This is a genomic window from Obesumbacterium proteus, assembly GCF_001586165.1.
In the GTDB taxonomy this organism is placed as follows: domain Bacteria; phylum Pseudomonadota; class Gammaproteobacteria; order Enterobacterales; family Enterobacteriaceae; genus Hafnia; species Hafnia protea.
Map to the genome: position 1 here is coordinate 2,863,876 of NZ_CP014608.1, position 17,402 is coordinate 2,881,277.

Genomic DNA, 17,402 nt, shown 5'->3' on the forward strand with positions numbered 1-17,402 from the left:
TCATCCTGAGCTGGTTAACTAAATGCTGAATGACAAAGATCTTTCGACCTGGCAAACATTTCGTCGCTTATGGCCATCGATCTCTCCTTTCAAGGCAGGCCTGATTGTTGCCTCAGTCGCACTCGTAATTAACGCGGGTAGTGATGCCTACATGCTCTCCTTGTTAAAGCCATTATTGGATGATGGTTTTGGCAAGACAGGGTCCGATATTCTGAAATGGATGCCATTCGTCGTTATTGGATTAATGATCGTGCGCGGGATTTCTGGTTTCATCTCCAGCTACTGCGTCTCTTGGGTGGCGGGCAAGGTGGTGATGAATATGCGTCGTCGCTTGTTCAGCCATATGATGGGCATGCCGGTTTCCTTCTTTGACCAACAATCGACCGGAACGCTGCTATCGCGAATCACCTATGACTCTGAGCAGGTTGCTTCTTCGTCATCAGATGCATTGATTACGGTTGTGCGTGAAGGTGCTTCGATTATTGCCCTGTTCTGCATGATGTTTTATTACAGCTGGCAGCTATCTCTGATTCTGATTGTTATTGCCCCGGTGGTTTCAATCGCTATTCGCATGGTGTCGAAGCGTTTTCGTAACATCAGTAAGAATATGCAAAATACGATGGGCACATTGACCACTAGCGCTGAACAGATGCTAAAAGGTCATAAAGAAGTGCTGATCTTTGGTGGTCAGGAAGTTGAAAGCAAGCGTTTTGACAAAACCAGCAACTGGATGCGTCAGCAGAATATGAAGATGGTCGCTGCGTCTTCGGTGTCAGACCCTATTATTCAGTTGATCGCCTCTTTTGCACTGGCGTTTGTGCTGTATGCGGCAAGTGTTCCATCGGTAATGGAAACTCTGACGGCCGGTACGATCACCGTAGTGTTCTCTTCAATGATTGCATTGATGCGCCCACTGAAGTCCCTGACTAACGTCAACGCCAAATTCCAACGCGGTATGGCGGCATGCCAAACGCTGTTTGCTATTTTGGATCTCGAGCAGGAAAAAGACACCGGTAAGCTGGAAGTTAAGCGTGCTAAAGGCGATGTTGAGTTCCGTAATGTCACGTTCAGCTATAACAGCAAAAGTTCACCTGCGCTGAAAAACGTCAGCTTTACCATTCCTGCCAATAAAACGGTGGCTTTAGTAGGACGTTCAGGTTCAGGTAAATCAACGATTGCGAATCTGTTGACGCGTTTTTATGACATCCAAGAGGGCGAGATCCTGCTGGATGGGCATGACCTACGCGAATATACGCTGAGTTCTCTACGTAATCAGGTTGGTTTGGTTTCGCAAAATGTTCACTTATTCAACGATACTATTGCGAACAACATCGCCTATGCGCGTAATGAAGTTTACAGCCGTGAACAAATTGAAGAAGCGGCTCGCATGGCATATGCCATGGACTTCATTGATAAAATGGATAACGGTTTAGACACCGTCATTGGCGAAAACGGCGTGCTGCTGTCAGGTGGACAGCGCCAGCGTATTGCCATTGCTCGTGCGTTGCTACGCGATAGTCCGGTTCTTATTTTGGATGAAGCCACGTCTGCGTTAGATACCGAATCTGAACGTGCGATTCAGTCTGCGCTGGATGAATTACAGAAAAACCGTACTTCGTTGGTTATTGCTCACCGTTTATCAACTATCGAAAAAGCCGATGAAATTATCGTTGTTGAAGATGGTTATATCGCTGAGCGTGGCGATCATGCAACGCTCTTGGCGAAGAATGGGGCATATGCTCAGCTGCATAGGTTGCAATTCGGGCAATGATTGAGCGTATCTGGTCTGGGCAATCGCCTTTATACCTGCTCCTGCTACCGCTCTCTTGGCTGTATGGCCTAGTGAGCGGTATCCGCCAGTTTTGTTATCGAATGGGTTGGCTAAAAAGCTGGAAAGCGCCTTGCCCTGTGGTTGTAGTTGGTAACTTAACTGCGGGCGGCAACGGTAAAACCCCCGTGGTTATTTGGCTGGTTGAACAGTTACAGACCCGTGGTTTTCGCGTGGGCGTCGTGTCGCGCGGCTATGGTGGGCGCTCAGATCATTACCCTCTACTATTGAATAATGAAACGTCAACGGCGCAAGCAGGAGACGAACCGGTTCTCATCTATCAGCGAACGGGGGCTTCAGTTGCCGTTGCTCCTAAGCGTAGCGATGCGGTAAAAGCCTTGCTTCAGCATGCGGCAGTAGATGTCATTATCACCGACGATGGTCTACAGCATTATGCGCTGGCGCGTGACGTTGAACTGGTTGTCGTAGATGGTGTTCGCCGCTTTGGTAATGGTTGGTGGTTACCGGCAGGGCCAATGCGAGAGAGAGTAGGGCGTTTGCGCCGCGTTGATGCCGTTATCACTAACGGTGGAAAGGCAGCGGCTGGTGAAATCCCCATGACGTTGGCGGGGCGTATTTTAGTGAATGTTCATACTGGTGAACGCCGTGCAGCCGATAGTTTAGCCCCAGCTGTTGCAATGGCAGGAATAGGGCATCCCCCTCGCTTTTTTGCCACGCTGAGTCAATTGGGTGCGCCAGTGATCAATACCGTCGCGTTTGCCGATCACCAAGAATATGACCAGCAGACATTAAGCGCGTTGACACCGGAAGGACAGCCGCTGTTAATGACAGAAAAAGACGCCGTAAAATGCCGTAAATTTGCGCAGTCTAATTGGTGGTATCTGCCCGTCAATGCAGAAATTCCGGCTGAACAAGGGAATGAATTGTTAGCAAAAATTACGAGTTTGATTAAAACTAATCTTTAATTTTCAAATGCTAACAAATAAATCTGCTGCTTTTATCTTCGGATGCATATAGTTTTGCGTTTAAATACTTCCGTAGCGTCATTTTTTTTAAAAGAAAGACTTGCTCATCAATCACCTTTATGAGTAAATGACTGCGGCCTGTGATATAGACCTATTTATGCACGACATGAGATAAAGCAGTTCCTCCTTAAGACGTTATCTTCCGATTCCGCTTGTTAGACGAACCACCTTCTTAGTGCCATCCATAAGTAATCTTTCTGAGCTCGGCCCCTACGCCTTAGGGCAAATTTTTTAAGTGATATCAGTTATAAAGGTAATACAAATGACTAAGAAGACCGGTCAGGTAAAATGGTTTAACGAAAGCAAAGGCTTCGGTTTTATCGAACAGCACGACGGCGGTAAAGATGTATTCGTACATTTCTCTGCTATCGCTAGCGAAGGTTTCAAAACTCTGGCCGAAGGCCAGCGTGTAGAATACACCATTCAGGACAGCCCGCGCGGGCCGGCTGCTGCGAATGTTGTTGCTCTGTAAGATTACAGAGAACTTGTTTTGATACTGAACTGATCGTTATCGCAGTAAGCTAGCCCCAAAGGTGTTAGCACGTTCTGCGGAGTCAGTAACAAGACCAGAAAGCCCGCCATTGGCGGGCTTTTGTTTTTAATAATCCGCTCGAAGAGGTTCTTAACGATAACTTGAATATGAGCTACACATCCTAATCTGAACTAGAATTTAGAGGGATGTAAATATAAGGTAAAAAATATGACACTGAAAATGGGTCTCGTAAAATGGTACAGCCAGTCTGAAGGCTTCGGTATTATCTCTCCACTGGATGGTGGAAATGATATCTACGTTAATCGTTCAGGCATTGCTAATTCACGCAAAAAATTACTGACAGAAGGTCAGCGCGTTGAATTCTCAACTTACCTAGGTAGTCGCGGTCTCACCGCAGAAGACGTCATCGCCTACTGATGACATCGTATCAGCCAGCGTTATTCCCTACGCATCTTCACGCTGGCTGAACTGTTTTCCCTTCCTTGCTGCAACTCAATAAGCTTTGCGTATAATCATCTTTCCGGCTTTCTCATCATGAGGTTCGTCTGGCTACGATGGCTGAAATATCCCTACCTTTAAGTGCGCTTAGAAACCTGCATCTTCATGCTCAAGGTTTAGATAAAACGCGCAGACGAAAAGCAACGCCCCTTGATGCGATCGCGTGTATACGTCAAATGAGTTTGCTACAAATTGATACGATCAACGTTGTCGCTCGCAGTCCCTATCTGGTGCTGTTTTCTCGTTTGGGTTTGTATTCCGAGCAGTGGCTAGATGAGGCTTTACGCAACGGTGATATTTTTGAATATTGGGCGCATGAGGCATGTTTTATCCCAAAAGAGGATTACCGGCTGGTTCGCCCGCAGATGATGGCACCGGAAAATATGGGATGGAAGTATTCCCCAGAGTGGCATCAGAAGCACCAAGATGACATTAACAAACTTCTCACACAGATCCGCCATAACGGACCGGTTAAAGCTACTGATTTTAGCGCGAAGAATAAAAAGACCAGTGGGTGGTGGGAGTGGAAACCCGAGAAACGACATCTGGAAACGCTGTTTTCCTGTGGTCAGCTGATGGTGAAAGAGCGAGTTAATTTTCACCGCGTTTACGACTTGCCGGAACGCGTTATGCCAGAGTGGAATGACGATGTGCACGGCATTAGCCCTGCGCTTGCTCAGCAACAAATGATGGCCAATAGCGCACGCAGCTTAGGTGCATTTAAAGCGCAATGGCTAGCCGATTATTATCGCCTGAAGAAAATTGATATCAAAAAGACGATACATAATATGTTGGATAACCAAGAGATAATTGCGGTGCGTGAACGGGAAACCCAAGAGCATTTCTACATTCATCATAGCCTTGCGCATTTATTAGAAAAGGCACAAAACAATGAAATAAAAGCAACGCATACCACGCTGCTTTCTCCTTTTGATCCTGTTGTTTGGGATCGAAGACGTGCATCTGAATTATTTGGTTTTGATTACCGCTTAGAATGTTATACCCCTGAAGCCAAAAGAATTTTTGGCTACTTTTCGCTACCGATACTTCAACGTGGTGCTTTAGTTGGCCGGATCGATGCCAAAATGCATCGTAAAGAAAAGGTACTAGAACTGAAATCGTGTCATCAAGAAAAACATGTACGCTTTACGGAGAAAAAGAGGGCTGAGTTGAAAGCCGCTATTACTCTTTTTGCGATTTGGCAGCAGGCGACCGAGGTTAAAATCCAGCAGCAGCCAGATGATTGGCGCCGTTATTGGGGTGACGGTTGGTTGCTGGATGGTGTATTACAACAGGGCTAAATATCAAAAAGGGCAATGGTTGTTTCCATTGCCCTTTAGCCAATCAGTTACTGTAATTGGCGAACATCGCGATGATTTTATGCAGCAGTTTCATATGTATCTTACTTTCTATGTTTTGCAGGAAATTGTGATGTGTATCACGTTTGATAATTTACTCCTCCGCCAAACCAACTGCAACATGTTTTATTTATGAGTGCTTGATGTTAATGAAAAGAAAAATCGGCACTGGGCCGATTTTACTTATTTACTTAGACAGATCAAAACGATCTTTAGTTTTTCAGCGCGGCATGAATCGACTGAATGATTGGTTGATAACCCGTGCAGCGGCAAATGTTGCCTTCAAGCGCATCCATAAGTTGCTCATCGCTGGGGCTGGGATGCTTAGCCAGCAATGCCGACGTGCTAACAAGAACGCCAGGTGTACAGAAGCCACACTGCACGCCGCCATGCTCAATAAATGCACTTTGAAGCTTTTGAGTCATAGGATCGTCACGTAATCCTTCGAGTGTGGTAATGTCGGCACCGTCGCATTGCTCAGCTAAAACTAAACAAGAGCAAACGGCGTTTCCATCCATAATAACGGTACAAGCGCCGCACTCACCAACGGCACATCCTTCCTTTGTTGCCGTTAAGCTCAGCTTATCTCGCACGAAATCGAGCAGGCGCATTTGCCCTGTTACCTGCGCATCAATCAGCTTGCCGTTTACCTTCACTTTGATATTGCTCATCATCAACTCCTTATGCCAGCTCTGATTGATAGAGAGAATCGGTGGCTTCCACCATCATGTCGCGGAACATATTAATAAACACAGGTTGTTTGTAGGCGGCAGACCAGCGCTTGCCGATAGCGGCATAAATCAGCTTTTCTAACAGCTGGCTGGCGAGATCGATTGTTTCCTGCGTGAGTCGGTGGCCCAGTAAACAGCGTTCGATATCGAGAAGCCGCTGAGGTTTGCTAAACAACGCGCCATCGACTAAACGGCAATAGTTCACTATTCCATCTGCGTCACAAGCAATTAGGCAGGTTAGGCTCTGACGAGTGATGTTCAGCGCATTTCTACGCCCCAATTGGTGATAGAAAGCGTGTGGCCTTGGGTTTGGCGGCGGTGGCAATATGACCTTAGTCATCAGCTCATTAGGCTTACGTTGTGTTTTATATCCTGATTGTAGGAACTCGCACAGCGGCATGCGGCGTGCGCCATCAAGCGACTGCAGCTCAATTTGGGCATCATAGATAATTGAGGGAGGCAATGAATCACCACAAGGTGCGGCGTTAACCATATTGCCGCCGATAGTGGCGCGGTTACGAATTTGGTTTGAGCCCACCGTTTTACATGCTTGAGCGAGCAGGGGATAACGCTCTCTAACCAACTCGTGCTCAACGATACGGTTAAATGTCACCGCAGCACCAATGACGACCGCTCCGTTATCTTCGGTAATCTGTGTAAGTTCAGGTATGCGCGATATATCAATGAGGTTCATGGCCTTGGTCTGCAAACGCCCTTGAACAATAACATCGGTGCCGCCAGCAATAATGCTAACGTCATCCTGAGCGAGCAAGGTTAACGCTTCTGGTAGCGTTTTGGCTCTTGTCACCGTGACATCAGTTAAACGTAAAACCTGTTTTTTGTTATCGGTTTCAACCATTAACTCACTTTGTCTGGCTGGCTTTTTGAGGTTATAGCCTAAAATAACCTGCTCAAGAGTCAGCGGTAGCTTGTTGAAACGTGTGTTCAAGGCAAAGCTAAGGGCGTTGTTAATGGCCGCTGCGGCTAATTCAGTGGCGGGTTCACCGATGCCTTTCGCGCCCAGAGGGCCTGCCTGATCGGGATTTTCTACACCGATAATAGTAATTTCAGGAATATCTTTAATGGTTGGCAGTAGATAGGTATCAAAGTTTTCTGACTTTACCTGTCCGTTTTCAATGTTGAAGTCTTCAAGTAACGCATAGCCAAATCCCTGAGCAATCCCTCCGCTGACCTGCCCATTGAAACCCACCGGATTAATAATATGGCCCACATCGTGTGCCGCCGTAACGTGGAGAAGATCCGTTTTCCCTGTGCTGGTATTGACCCGAACCTCGGCAATTTGACAGCCATAAACCCAAGTGAAATAAGGGCTGCCGGTTCCTTTTTCCTCGTCCCAGTGAATTGGTGGTGGTACAAACCAGCCATATTCGGTCAGGCTCACGCTAGCCCATTTGGTTTTGTTGACGGCTGTTTTGAAGTCTATCGCTTGTGATGGGTTGTTTTTGTTGCTGATAAACCCGTTTTGCCACAGCGTATTATCTAATTCTTTTGTGCCCAGCGCGTCGCCCACAACGCCTAAAATGCGTTGCTTAATTTTAACCGCTGCGTCAAGGATCGCGCCGCCGCCGACGAGCGTGCCACGTGTTGCGGCGGTAGATCCACCGTCGCCAATCACGGAGGTCGGTGGTTCGCTAAACATTATTTCGGACAGTGGGATGCCAAAAGCCTCTGCAGCGATAAGCGACATGGTGGTCTGCAGCCCTTGGCCATTCTCTGATACGGAAGTTGCAATGTTGACACTGCCGTCTTCGTTCACCTGCACCAGTGCGGTTGATGTATCGACACCTTCGGCACCAATAGAGCATCCGCGGTAGCTGAGGGCAAGGCCAATGCCATAGCGATAGACGCCGCTTTGTTGATTGAGTTGAGCATAATGCTGGCGCTTGCTATCAAACTCAGCTGAGGTAACCGCTTTGCTTAAAACCTCAAGGGCGGAGACGGTATGCTTGTCAAAAACTTGTCCTGTGATTGATGCATCACCTTGTTTTAATGCGTTAATCTGGCGAATTTCGACGGGAGATATCTTTAAATATTCGGCGATTTCGTCCATTAACGATTCGTTGGCATATACCACCTGCGGTGAGCCAAAACCTCTCATGGCAGAGGTATAGCTGTTGTTGGTGTATACGCCGGTCACATCGATACGAATATTAGGGATGCGATAAGGCCCAGCAGCCTGAACCGAGCTTCTCCAGGTAACGAAAGGCGTTGAAGCTGCATACCCTCCGCTGTCGGCGAGGATATCGACCTTCATGGCTAAGATCTGGCCCGAATCATCCAGCCCGACCTTATATTTCATTTTATAGGGATGGCGCTTGCAGCTTTCTAAAATTGAGTGCTCGCGGGTATAACAAAATTTAACCGGTCTGCCCGTTAGCGTTGTTAGTAGCGCAGAGCGGCAGGCAAGATGATCGATAATATCGTCTTTACCACCAAATGAGCCGCCCATCACCGCGCGTTTAATATTGATATGTCCCTGTGGGCAACCCATAAATCTTGCGACAAAGCTGCGTACACGGTGTGGATTTTGGATTGAGCCGGAGATAATTAAATGACGTTCAGTGGGATCGAGCCAGGTAAGCACCACTTCAGGCTCAATGTAAGCATGTTCTTGAAAACCAACTTCATATTCGCGCTCGAGAATATGTGCGCTGGCTGAGAATCCCGCGGAGATGTCGCCTTTAATCGTGTGGTGATACGCCGCGATGTTATTCCCTCTTTCCGGATGAATAAGCCGCGCATCGGGTTCTAGCGCATGCTCAACGTCGGTAATGGGCGCGTAAGGGGTATAAGAAATATGAATTTTGTCTGCTGCCAGACAGGCGGCTTCGTAGGTTTCTGCGGCGATAGCCGCAATTACGTCACCGTGAAAAACGACTTCATCTTTAATAATAGGGAGGTAGTCTTTCACCATGATGCCAACGACGGGTTCGCCGGGGATATCTTGATATGTTGCGATCTTGACGACGCCTGGAATCGCTAATGCTTCACTAAGATCGAGTTTATCAATTTTGCCTGCGGCAATATCGGCATAGCGGCACACGCCATACAACATTCCGGGTAGGGTTATGTCATTGCCGTAGACGGCTGTTCCAGTGACTTTTGCCAGTCCATCAACGCGACGGATTGATGATGAGGTGCTTGGCGCACTCATGGGTATCTCCTTACGTATTACGTAACGCTATTACGAACCAGATTGTTATGGCTGGTCATCAGAGTTAGCAGTGATTAAAAGTAATGAAAAGTGGCGAGTTTGAGGGGGCAATGCTCGACGCTATCCATGGCTGATTGAATTAGATTCAACACTTGTGCCACAACGGAAAAACGGACCATCGGTGCGCCTAATATGTGATTTGTCTCGCATAACAGCGGGATGATTGCGGTGAGTTGGTATGGTTTTTGAACAGTTTGGATTTCTGTGTTTCTAGAGAGAAAACGACCCAAACCCAAACAAACGTCATAATGAGATGTTGGGTTATCAATCTGATAGATAGAGCGGTTCATTAAACGGTTTTTAGCCGTATGGTCATACAAGCCGTGATAATTTTGCTGTTGCGGGTTATCCTTACATCATGCTTTTTCGCTGATACAAGAACTCGTTTAGGAACAATCATGGATCATCGTTTACTCGAAATTATTGCTTGCCCCGTCTGTAATGGAAAACTCTACTTCAATAAAGAAAATCAGGAATTAGTGTGCAAAGCGGATCGCTTAGGTTATCCGTTGCGTGACGGTATTCCAGTATTACTCGAGAATGAAGCCCGCCAACTTCCAGTGGATGAGAAATAATCTGATGAGTTTTATTGCTATTATTCCTGCTCGCTACTCTTCAACACGCCTACTGGGCAAGCCTTTAGCCGATATTGGCGGCAAGCCGATGGTTGTGCATGTTATGGAAAGAGCGCTGGAGTCTGGCGCTGCACGCGTCATTGTGGCTACCGATCATGAAGATGTTAAGCAAGCTGTAGAAGCCGCAGGTGGGGAAGTTTGCATGACGCGAGCGGATCATCATTCTGGCACCGAGCGTTTGGCCGAAGTGATTGAGAAATGTGGCTTTGCAGACGATGAAATCATTGTCAATATTCAAGGTGATGAGCCACTGATCCCGCCGGCAATTATCCGTCAGGTGGCGCAAAACTTGGCCGGTAGTGAAGCGGGTATGGCCACGTTGGCGGTGCCGATTACTACGAGTGAAGAAGCGTTTAATCCAAATGCGGTAAAAGTCGTTTGTGATAAAAATGGCTATGCGCTCTATTTCTCTCGCGCCACAATTCCTTGGGATCGCGATCGCTTTGCGGTATCTCGTGATGAAATCGGTAATGTTTTCCTGCGTCACATTGGTATTTACGCTTATCGTGCTGGTTTTATTCGCCGTTATGTTACTTGGGCACCTAGCGATCTTGAGCAGATTGAAATGCTCGAGCAGCTGCGAGTGCTTTGGTACGGTGAAAAAATTCATGTGGATGTTGCACAAACCGCGCCAAGCCCAGGCGTTGACACCATTGAAGATTTGGAAACAGTTCGCGCTATTTTTGCAGCAGCGCAATAGGCTGATTTATCGCCAGACGTTTATGTTTAAATTAAGAGCGTGCAAGTGCACGCTCTTTTGATCTAGTCGAATACAATACCTTGATAAATCCGCCATGATGACTTTCTATCTGGTGAAAAAAGGTACCGCGCAATGCAGCAAAACCTGTATCACAACATGGATCATTTAAAAGCCGAACTTAGCGTTGTTCTTGGTGAGTCAATTGGCCGCTTAGAACAGATCAGTGAACAGCCGTATGCCAGCCTTTTTGCCCTTTATAATCAGCAGGGCACGCCTTTACCCTTAGTGGCTAAAACCTTTTTATGCCAAGGAATTGCCCAACAGGAAGCGTACAAGCTGTCGATGCTTGCCCGACAGGGCGATATCCGCTTACCGACGGTTTATGGCGTTCTTACCACCCATCAGTCCCCATTCAAAGAAGTATTATTAATTGAGCGATTGCGCGGTGTTTCTGTTGAAGCGCCGACACGAACGCCGCAGCGCTGGTCGTGCTTAAAAGACCAAATTGCAGAAGGGATCCTCTCTTGGCATCGCATTGATAGCCACGGTTGTGTGGGTAACGTTGACAGCGTACAGGAAAATCGCTGGCCCGCTTGGTACGCACAGCGCTTGGAGGTCATCTGGGCCACGCTTGGCAATATGCCTACGTCTGACTTAAGCATTGAAGCTCGCCGTATTTTGTTTCGTAGTAAAGAGCAGTTGCCTGAGCTGTTTGCGGGCTTTGACGATAGCTGCGTGCTGGTTCATGGCAACTTAACGCTAAGAAGCATGTTAAAAGATCCCAAAAGCGATCAGCTACTTGCCATGCTGAACCCTGGAATGATGCTCTGGGCTCCGCGTGAGTATGATCTATTCCGTCTGAGCGAAGATGGTATGGCGACCGAATTGCTTCACTCCTATTTGCAGAAAGCCCCCGTGAGCGAGGATTTCATGGTACGCCGCTGGCTATATGTTCTGTGGGAGTCAATTGGGCGTTATTTACATACTGGCGTGGTAGATCGTCCGGTTGTGGAACGCGCTGCTCAGCAACTGCTCCCTTGGTTGGGTTAACTGTGGGCTGTATTTGAGCATGAAAACCAGCAGTCCATATCGGGTTGCTGGTTAATTATCAATCACTATGAGAGGTGATAATCTGATAATGATACAAACCGCTACCACTTTGATATTTTCGCTGATCTAATAACCTCCCTGTTTTATTCCTCTATGATGCGTTCGCCCGCTAATTTTGCTGAAATATAACGTCTTATTAAGTATCAAATGTGATACCGCCCGCAATTATTTCGTTTATCTCCCTATTTTACCTTCAATAAATAAAAGTTCGCATGCTCTGTGCATAGTTGGCATGTGCGCAAATAACTGATGTGTTCTATCAACTCTAAAACTATTTGCGCTGATGAAAACTCTGTACATCCGTAAATAGGGGAGCAAGGGCTCTCGAATCGTAGCTGGTTAACCCACCATTTAGCCGAGCCGTAAGGAGTGATGTGTCCATGAGCGTCATAAATCCGCATCTAAAAATAGAACACAGTAAAGGTATACCGCTAGACGATGCCGTCGAGCGCAGGCTGCCGATTGCACAGCTGTTTACCTTAGGTCTGCAGCACGTTCTTGTCATGTATGCTGGTGCCGTTGCCGTGCCTCTGGTTATCGGGGGCAGCTTAGGTTTACCCAAAGACCAAATCGCTTTTTTAATTAGCTCAGACCTTTTCTGCTGTGGCGTAGTGACGCTGTTGCAGTGTTTGGGGATTGGTCGTTTTGCTGGTATCCGGCTTCCCGTGATTATGTCTGTTACATTCGCTGCGGTAACACCGATGCTGGCGATTGGCGCAGATCCTAATATCGGGCTGACAGGGATCTTCGGCGCTACAATCGCGTCAGGTATTATTGCCACGTTACTCGTTCCCGTGATCGGGCGGCTGATGCCACTGTTTCCGACGGTGGTTACCGGTGTGGTTATCACCTCTATCGGCATTAGCATTATGCAGGTGGGTATTGATTGGGCCGCCGGTGGAAAAGGGAATCCTGATTACGGCAGCCCAATATATATTGGAACCTCGCTGTTAGTGCTGGTTTTTATTCTGCTAGTCACTCGTTTTGCCAAAGGTTTTCTGTGTAATATTTCCGTGCTGCTCGGTATTCTTTTTGGTTTTGCCATTGCTTATTCTATGGGGAAAGTGAATTTCGCGGGATTAGATAACGCCGCGTGGTTTGCTCCTATAAAGCCGTTTGCGTTTGGTATGCCTACATTTGAACCTGTCAGTATTCTTACGCTCACCATTATCATGTTGATCACCTTCATTGAATCGATGGGGATGTTTCTTGCCCTTGGCGATATTGTGGGAAGGCCAACTAAACAAGCAGATATTATTCGTGGTTTACGGGTTGATGGAATTGGTACCGTTATTGGCGGGCTATTTAATAGTTTTCCCCATACGTCTTTTTCACAAAACGTGGGCTTGGTTAGCGTAACCGGTATTTCCAGCCGCTGGGTTTGTGTTATGTCGGGCGGAATTTTAATTCTGTTCGGCTTGATCCCTAAAATGGCACTTATCGTTGCCTCTATTCCACAGTTTGTGTTGGGTGGTGCTGGTATTGTGATGTTTGGGATGGTGCTGGCAACGGGGATCCGTATTCTTTCACGCGCTAACTACAGCACCAATCGCTACAACCTTTATATTGTCGCCATCAGCATTGGTATCGGCATGATACCTACAGTGTCACATGATTTCTTTAGCCAACTGCCAGCGGCAATTCAGCCGTTGCTTCATAGCGGTATTTTATTAGCTACCGTGTGTGCGGTAAGCCTCAATCTCTATTTCAATGGCTATCATCCCGATAAAGAGTCAGATAGCGAAAAAGATGAAAATGAAATTGCAGAGGAAGTCGCTGAATAAATAGTGAATAAACAGATTTAACGGGGATGTAGAACATGGAGAGGGGCCATTTTCTACATACCATCAAATGAAATATCAAAATAATACTCGCAGATAGAGGGAGTTATTGTGAAAGCGATTAATCATATAGAAAATTATTTACAGGAGAGTCAAACCTCCCCTCAAAAAAAGCCAATGTTGACCCTGTCGATGAGATACTGCCGCTTGGACAAATGCTAGTTTACGGTTTTCAGCACGTATTGGTGATGTATGCCGGTGCCATTGCGGTTCCTTTAATTATTGGTAAAGCCGTTGGGTTTACGCCAGAGCAAATTATATTTTTAATTAGTACCGATCTCTTTATATGCGGCTGCGGCACGATCCTACAATCAATAGGCTTATTTAATATTATTGGTAGCAAACTCCCAATTGTTCAAGGGTGTACCTTTGCTGCGCTGATTCCGATGACGCTGATCGGCCAGCAGTATGGCATTGGTGGTATTTCAGGCGCGGTTATTGTCGCTGGGATATTCACGCTATTGTGCGCTCCCTTTGTATGTAAGCTAGTCCGCTTTTTCCCTAAAGCGGTTATGGGCACGATAGTGACGCTCATTGGCCTGTCGATCCTGCCGGTTGCCGGGGGATGGATCGGCGGTGGCGATTTGGATGCCGTAAGTTTCGGCAGCTATGGTTCGCTATTGATGGCCTTATTCACACTGGGCGTCGTGATGCTAATTTACACCTTCGGCAAGGGCATGCTGAAGAATGTGGCTGTGTTGGTGGGAATTATCATTGGTACGTTGGGATATTACTTCATGGGGAAACTCGACCTTTCCCAAGTGGCATCGACCAGTTGGATGACCTTCCCTTATCCGATGCGTTTTGCGGTTCCTGAATTTCATCTCTTTCCCGCGGTGCTGATGTGTATGGTGATGGTGGTGGTGATGGTAGAAACCATGTCATCGATGATGGCCATGGGGGAAATCGTTGATCGCCCAGCAGATCAAAAAACCTTAAAACGTGGCCTATACGCTTGCGGGTCTGCAACGTTGTTTGGTGGTTTTTTCAATATGTTCCCCTATGCGGCCTTTGCCCAAAACGTAGGGCTTGTCAGTATGACCGGTGTTCGTAGCCGTTTCATTGTTGGAGTGGCTGGCTGCATTCTTATCACCCTTGGCCTGTTCCCTAAACTCGCGGCTTTTGTTGTGGCTGTGCCGAAGCCGGTGCTTGGTGGGGCGGGGATCGTCATGTTTGGCATGGTTGCCGTGTCAGGCATTCGGACGCTATGACAGGTTGATTATCGTAATAACAATAATGGGATGGTTGTGGCGTTAACGCTCGGTCTTGGCATGTTACCGGTGATGGTTCCGCAGTTATTTCAACAAATGCCACAGGCCGCAGAGATGTTCTTACATAGCGGGATTACCATTGGTACCGTTGTGGCAATAGGCGCTAATTTGATTCTGAATGGCCGCGATAGACAAGCCAAAATCCCTGGGTGCAAAGAGTGCGAGCTGCAAGAGGTCAATGAAAATAGTATGGCCGCTCGAGAGGTCTTTAGCACGACGCGCGAATATATCGCTATGCGGAGGAAGAGACAAAATGCACAAAAGAACGCTGCTCTTTAAGAATGCGGAATTACTCGTCACGATGGATGACGAGCGACGAGAAATTAGAGGTGGTTGCCTGCTGGTGGAGGGAAATCGCATCGTTGCCGTTGGCGGTGACGAGCTTTGCGCTGCACCGGCAGATGAAGAGATAGACCTGCGTGGGCATATCGTTATTCCAGGACTGATCAACACGCATCACCATATGTTTCAGTCTTTGACGCGAGTGATACCTGATGCGCAAGATGGAGAGCTGTTTGACTGGCTAAATAATCTCTATCCCATTTGGGCGGGGCTCACCCCAGAGATGATCCGAATTTCGACCCAAACCGCGATGGCAGAATTGATGCTTTCTGGATGCACCACCTCCAGCGATCATCTCTACGTTTATCCCAACGGTTGTCGTTTAGACGACAGCATCGATGGCGCTCGCGAAATCGGCATGCGTTTCCATGCTTGCCGTGGAAGCATGAGCGTAGGGCGTAGTAAGGGGGGCTTACCTCCAGATGAATTGGTCGAAAATGAGCAGGCAATTTTAGAAGACTCATTGCGTTTAATTCATAGTTATCACGATGCCCAGCGCTATAGCATGCTGCGTATCGCGTTGGCACCTTGCTCGCCTTTCTCCGTTAGCCGAGAGTTGATGGTGAAAACAGCGCAGATGGCGCGCGAACAGGGTGTGTCACTTCATACCCATCTGGCTGAAAATGACAGCGATGTGAGCTACAGCCAGACGCATTTTGGTATGACGCCAGCGCAGTACGCCGAAGATTTAGGATGGGTCGGAAGCGATGTTTGGCATGCACACTGCGTCAAACTGGATCGCGCAGGGATTTCGTTGTTTGCGAGAACCGGAACCGGTGTGGCGCATTGCCCATGTTCAAATATGAGATTGGCATCGGGTATCGCGCCTATTCGTGCGATGCTTGATGAAGGCGTCTCTGTTGGCCTTGGCGTTGACGGTTCAGCATCTAACGATGCAGGTAACATGATTGCAGAAACGCGGCAGGCAATGCTGTTACAGCGGGTTGGCTTCGGCCCCGATGCGATGAATGCAAGACAGGCTTTAGAGATTGCGACGAGAGGCGGGGCGAAAGTACTTAACCGAGATGATATTGGCTATTTAGCCACGGGTATGGCCGCCGATTTTGTCGCATTTGATCTCAATACCTTGAATCTTGCGGGTGCCAAACACGATCCGCTGGCGGCGTTAGTTTTCTGTACGCCAGGGAACGTGGCTTTCAGCGTGATTAACGGGCAGGTTGTTATCCGTGAAGGGGTATTGCAGACCATTGACTTACCTTCGGTTGTGCAACAACACAATCGCTTGGCATGCTTGTTAGTGAACCGGCATCGGCTGTAATTGATACCATCTTCAGCGGCGTCTTTGTCTAAGCCAAGCATGGCAGAGACAATAGACGCCGATGGGTATCAGTAAAAGAGCAACTGCCGCAGCGATCAGTGCCATCACGGTGTTTAGCCCCGTCGTCCATCCGAGTACAAATCCCAACGCGCTAATAGCATTGAGCGGATTGAAGCTGACCGACATATTTTCAGCTTTAGAAAGCAAGTCGAGTAAAACCACCTGCATTTCAAATACGATAATTGCCGTAAAAAGGCTGATCAGTCGGAGTTTCATTTTTCATCCTTTGTCGTGATGATTGCCTGCCACCAACTCCCCAACGTTTCATACCATGCCCGTTCGCTATGACCAAGATAAAGCGATGAAGGTAGCCAGCGTTCCCAAGGATTTAACGGCGACGAAATCGCTAATTGATTGGCCGGAACCGGGATCGGATTAAGCCCCTCAGCCTTAAAGAAGCGTAATGCGCGAGTCAAATGGTTTGCCGACGTGACCAGTAATATTTTCTGTTTGTCTGTAATTTTAGCCACCTCTCTAGCCTCTTGTTGCGTATCGCGCGGCTTATCAAGCACAATAATTTTATCGGCTGGAACGCCTAAACTTTCAGCCACGGTGGCGGCAACGCGTGCGCTGCTCATCGGATTGCCAATGGCCGCAGCGCCGGTGAAAATAATCTTGGCATTGGGATTCATTTCTAGCTGGCGGATCCCTTCAGTGACGCGTGGCAAACTGTTGCTGATTAGGTTCGAGCTCGGTGCCCAGTCAGGATTAAAAGTATAACCGCCACCGAGTACCACAATGTAATCTGCATTGCTGGTTTGGTTTAATGTTGGATAGCCGTTTTCAAACGGAGCCAATAATCGATCGGCGACGGGTTGCAGACTTAACAGCAGGATCCCGAGCCAACCGAGTGAAATACAGATTTTTCCTAGTCGTGACCAGCGCGTCCAGCAGATAAAAATCAGGCCTACCGCGACGATCAGCAGCAACAGAGGAAGGGGCAAAAGTAGCCCGCCGATAAACTTTTTTAGCGTAAACAGCATGAATCAGGTGCCTTTCTGAATGAAAAAACGACATCTAGATAGAATATGTGGC

General features: G+C 47.6%; 14 protein-coding genes and 1 pseudogene. 11 read left to right on the top strand and 4 right to left on the bottom strand.

Annotated features, from left to right (window positions below; genetic code table 11):
* The first annotated feature begins 22 nt into the window (after positions 1 to 22).
* The 5 genes from msbA to DSM2777_RS13575 all read left to right on the top strand — a co-directional run bounded on the left by msbA (position 23) and on the right by DSM2777_RS13575 (position 5,106).
* A complete protein-coding gene (msbA, locus tag DSM2777_RS13555) occupies positions 23 to 1,771 on the top strand; it encodes a lipid A ABC transporter ATP-binding protein/permease MsbA (protein ID WP_061554225.1) in 1,749 nt (582 codons plus the stop codon).
* Positions 1,768 to 2,754 (top strand): tetraacyldisaccharide 4'-kinase, encoded by a 987-nt coding sequence (lpxK, locus tag DSM2777_RS13560; RefSeq protein WP_061554226.1) that lies wholly within the window; start codon positions 1,768 to 1,770, stop codon positions 2,752 to 2,754. The genes msbA and lpxK overlap by 4 nt, the downstream gene beginning before the upstream one ends.
* A gap of 322 nt (positions 2,755 to 3,076) precedes the next feature.
* The gene (gene cspE / locus DSM2777_RS13565) at positions 3,077 to 3,286 is read left to right on the top strand and encodes a transcription antiterminator/RNA stability regulator CspE (RefSeq protein ID WP_004095733.1); all 210 of its coding nucleotides are present in this window, start codon (positions 3,077 to 3,079) and stop codon (positions 3,284 to 3,286) included.
* Positions 3,287 to 3,514: 228 nt separating this feature from the next.
* Positions 3,515 to 3,724, top strand: a complete 210-nt coding sequence (locus DSM2777_RS13570) for a cold-shock protein (protein ID WP_004095731.1) — start codon at positions 3,515 to 3,517, stop codon at positions 3,722 to 3,724.
* Positions 3,725 to 3,861: 137 nt separating this feature from the next.
* On the top strand, positions 3,862 to 5,106 hold the full coding sequence (locus DSM2777_RS13575; RefSeq protein ID WP_061554227.1) for a winged helix-turn-helix domain-containing protein: 1,245 nt from the start codon (positions 3,862 to 3,864) through the stop codon (positions 5,104 to 5,106).
* A 269-nt stretch (positions 5,107 to 5,375) separates the two neighbouring features.
* Here DSM2777_RS13575 and DSM2777_RS13580 read toward each other — a convergent pair whose 3' ends face one another.
* Together DSM2777_RS13580 and DSM2777_RS13585 are read right to left on the bottom strand one after the other, a co-directional pair.
* Positions 5,376 to 5,834, bottom strand: a complete 459-nt coding sequence (locus DSM2777_RS13580) for a (2Fe-2S)-binding protein (protein WP_061554228.1) — start codon at positions 5,832 to 5,834, stop codon at positions 5,376 to 5,378.
* A 10-nt stretch (positions 5,835 to 5,844) separates the two neighbouring features.
* Positions 5,845 to 9,069 carry a molybdopterin cofactor-binding domain-containing protein gene (locus DSM2777_RS13585; RefSeq protein ID WP_061554229.1) on the bottom strand — a complete coding sequence of 1,075 codons (3,225 nt, stop codon included), beginning with the start codon at positions 9,067 to 9,069 and terminating at the stop codon, positions 5,845 to 5,847.
* Between the two features lie 458 nt (positions 9,070 to 9,527).
* On the opposite strand from DSM2777_RS13585, the gene DSM2777_RS23805 reads away from it, so the two are divergent.
* The 6 genes and pseudogenes from DSM2777_RS23805 to DSM2777_RS13610 all read left to right on the top strand — a co-directional run bounded on the left by DSM2777_RS23805 (position 9,528) and on the right by DSM2777_RS13610 (position 16,307).
* Positions 9,528 to 9,704 (top strand): Trm112 family protein, encoded by a 177-nt coding sequence (locus tag DSM2777_RS23805; protein WP_071842620.1) that lies wholly within the window; start codon positions 9,528 to 9,530, stop codon positions 9,702 to 9,704.
* Positions 9,705 to 9,708: 4 nt separating this feature from the next.
* A complete protein-coding gene (kdsB, locus tag DSM2777_RS13590; RefSeq protein ID WP_061554230.1) occupies positions 9,709 to 10,464 on the top strand; it encodes a 3-deoxy-manno-octulosonate cytidylyltransferase in 756 nt (251 codons plus the stop codon).
* Between the two features lie 156 nt (positions 10,465 to 10,620).
* The gene (locus DSM2777_RS13595; protein WP_025800976.1) at positions 10,621 to 11,514 is read left to right on the top strand and encodes a YcbJ family phosphotransferase; all 894 of its coding nucleotides are present in this window, start codon (positions 10,621 to 10,623) and stop codon (positions 11,512 to 11,514) included.
* Between the two features lie 440 nt (positions 11,515 to 11,954).
* The gene (locus DSM2777_RS13600; protein WP_061554231.1) at positions 11,955 to 13,358 is read left to right on the top strand and encodes a nucleobase:cation symporter-2 family protein; all 1,404 of its coding nucleotides are present in this window, start codon (positions 11,955 to 11,957) and stop codon (positions 13,356 to 13,358) included.
* A 126-nt stretch (positions 13,359 to 13,484) separates the two neighbouring features.
* A pseudogene (locus DSM2777_RS13605) lies at positions 13,485 to 14,965 on the top strand (uracil-xanthine permease family protein).
* Positions 14,940 to 16,307 carry an 8-oxoguanine deaminase gene (locus DSM2777_RS13610; protein ID WP_046457965.1) on the top strand — a complete coding sequence of 456 codons (1,368 nt, stop codon included), beginning with the start codon at positions 14,940 to 14,942 and terminating at the stop codon, positions 16,305 to 16,307. The pseudogene DSM2777_RS13605 and the gene DSM2777_RS13610 overlap by 26 nt, the downstream one beginning before the upstream one ends.
* Positions 16,308 to 16,319: 12 nt before the next feature.
* Here DSM2777_RS13610 and DSM2777_RS13615 read toward each other — a convergent pair whose 3' ends face one another.
* Both DSM2777_RS13615 and elyC read right to left on the bottom strand, forming a co-directional pair.
* The gene (locus DSM2777_RS13615; protein WP_061554232.1) at positions 16,320 to 16,583 is read right to left on the bottom strand and encodes a hypothetical protein; all 264 of its coding nucleotides are present in this window, start codon (positions 16,581 to 16,583) and stop codon (positions 16,320 to 16,322) included.
* On the bottom strand, positions 16,580 to 17,350 hold the full coding sequence (gene elyC, locus DSM2777_RS13620; RefSeq protein ID WP_061554233.1) for an envelope biogenesis factor ElyC: 771 nt from the start codon (positions 17,348 to 17,350) through the stop codon (positions 16,580 to 16,582). Before elyC ends, DSM2777_RS13615 begins: the two co-directional genes overlap by 4 nt.
* Positions 17,351 to 17,402: the final 52 nt, after the last annotated feature.

Bases quoted from the DNA above. Each gene is read 5' to 3' on its own strand.
- DSM2777_RS13575 (WP_061554227.1), top strand. From the start codon at position 3,862: ATGGCTGAAATATCCCTACCTTTAAGTGCGCTTAGAAACCTGCATCTT.
- DSM2777_RS13580 (WP_061554228.1), bottom strand. From the start codon at position 5,834: ATGAGCAATATCAAAGTGAAGGTAAACGGCAAGCTGATTGATGCGCAG.
- DSM2777_RS13585 (WP_061554229.1), bottom strand. From the start codon at position 9,069: ATGAGTGCGCCAAGCACCTCATCATCAATCCGTCGCGTTGATGGACTG.
- DSM2777_RS13600 (WP_061554231.1), top strand. From the start codon at position 11,955: ATGAGCGTCATAAATCCGCATCTAAAAATAGAACACAGTAAAGGTATA.
- DSM2777_RS13610 (WP_046457965.1), top strand. From the start codon at position 14,940: ATGCACAAAAGAACGCTGCTCTTTAAGAATGCGGAATTACTCGTCACG.
- DSM2777_RS23805 (WP_071842620.1), top strand. From the start codon at position 9,528: ATGGATCATCGTTTACTCGAAATTATTGCTTGCCCCGTCTGTAATGGA.
- msbA (WP_061554225.1), top strand. From the start codon at position 23: ATGCTGAATGACAAAGATCTTTCGACCTGGCAAACATTTCGTCGCTTA.
- DSM2777_RS13615 (WP_061554232.1), bottom strand. From the start codon at position 16,583: ATGAAACTCCGACTGATCAGCCTTTTTACGGCAATTATCGTATTTGAA.
- elyC (WP_061554233.1), bottom strand. From the start codon at position 17,350: ATGCTGTTTACGCTAAAAAAGTTTATCGGCGGGCTACTTTTGCCCCTT.
- lpxK (WP_061554226.1), top strand. From the start codon at position 1,768: ATGATTGAGCGTATCTGGTCTGGGCAATCGCCTTTATACCTGCTCCTG.
- DSM2777_RS13570 (WP_004095731.1), top strand. From the start codon at position 3,515: ATGACACTGAAAATGGGTCTCGTAAAATGGTACAGCCAGTCTGAAGGC.
- kdsB (WP_061554230.1), top strand. From the start codon at position 9,709: ATGAGTTTTATTGCTATTATTCCTGCTCGCTACTCTTCAACACGCCTA.
- cspE (WP_004095733.1), top strand. From the start codon at position 3,077: ATGACTAAGAAGACCGGTCAGGTAAAATGGTTTAACGAAAGCAAAGGC.
- DSM2777_RS13595 (WP_025800976.1), top strand. From the start codon at position 10,621: ATGGATCATTTAAAAGCCGAACTTAGCGTTGTTCTTGGTGAGTCAATT.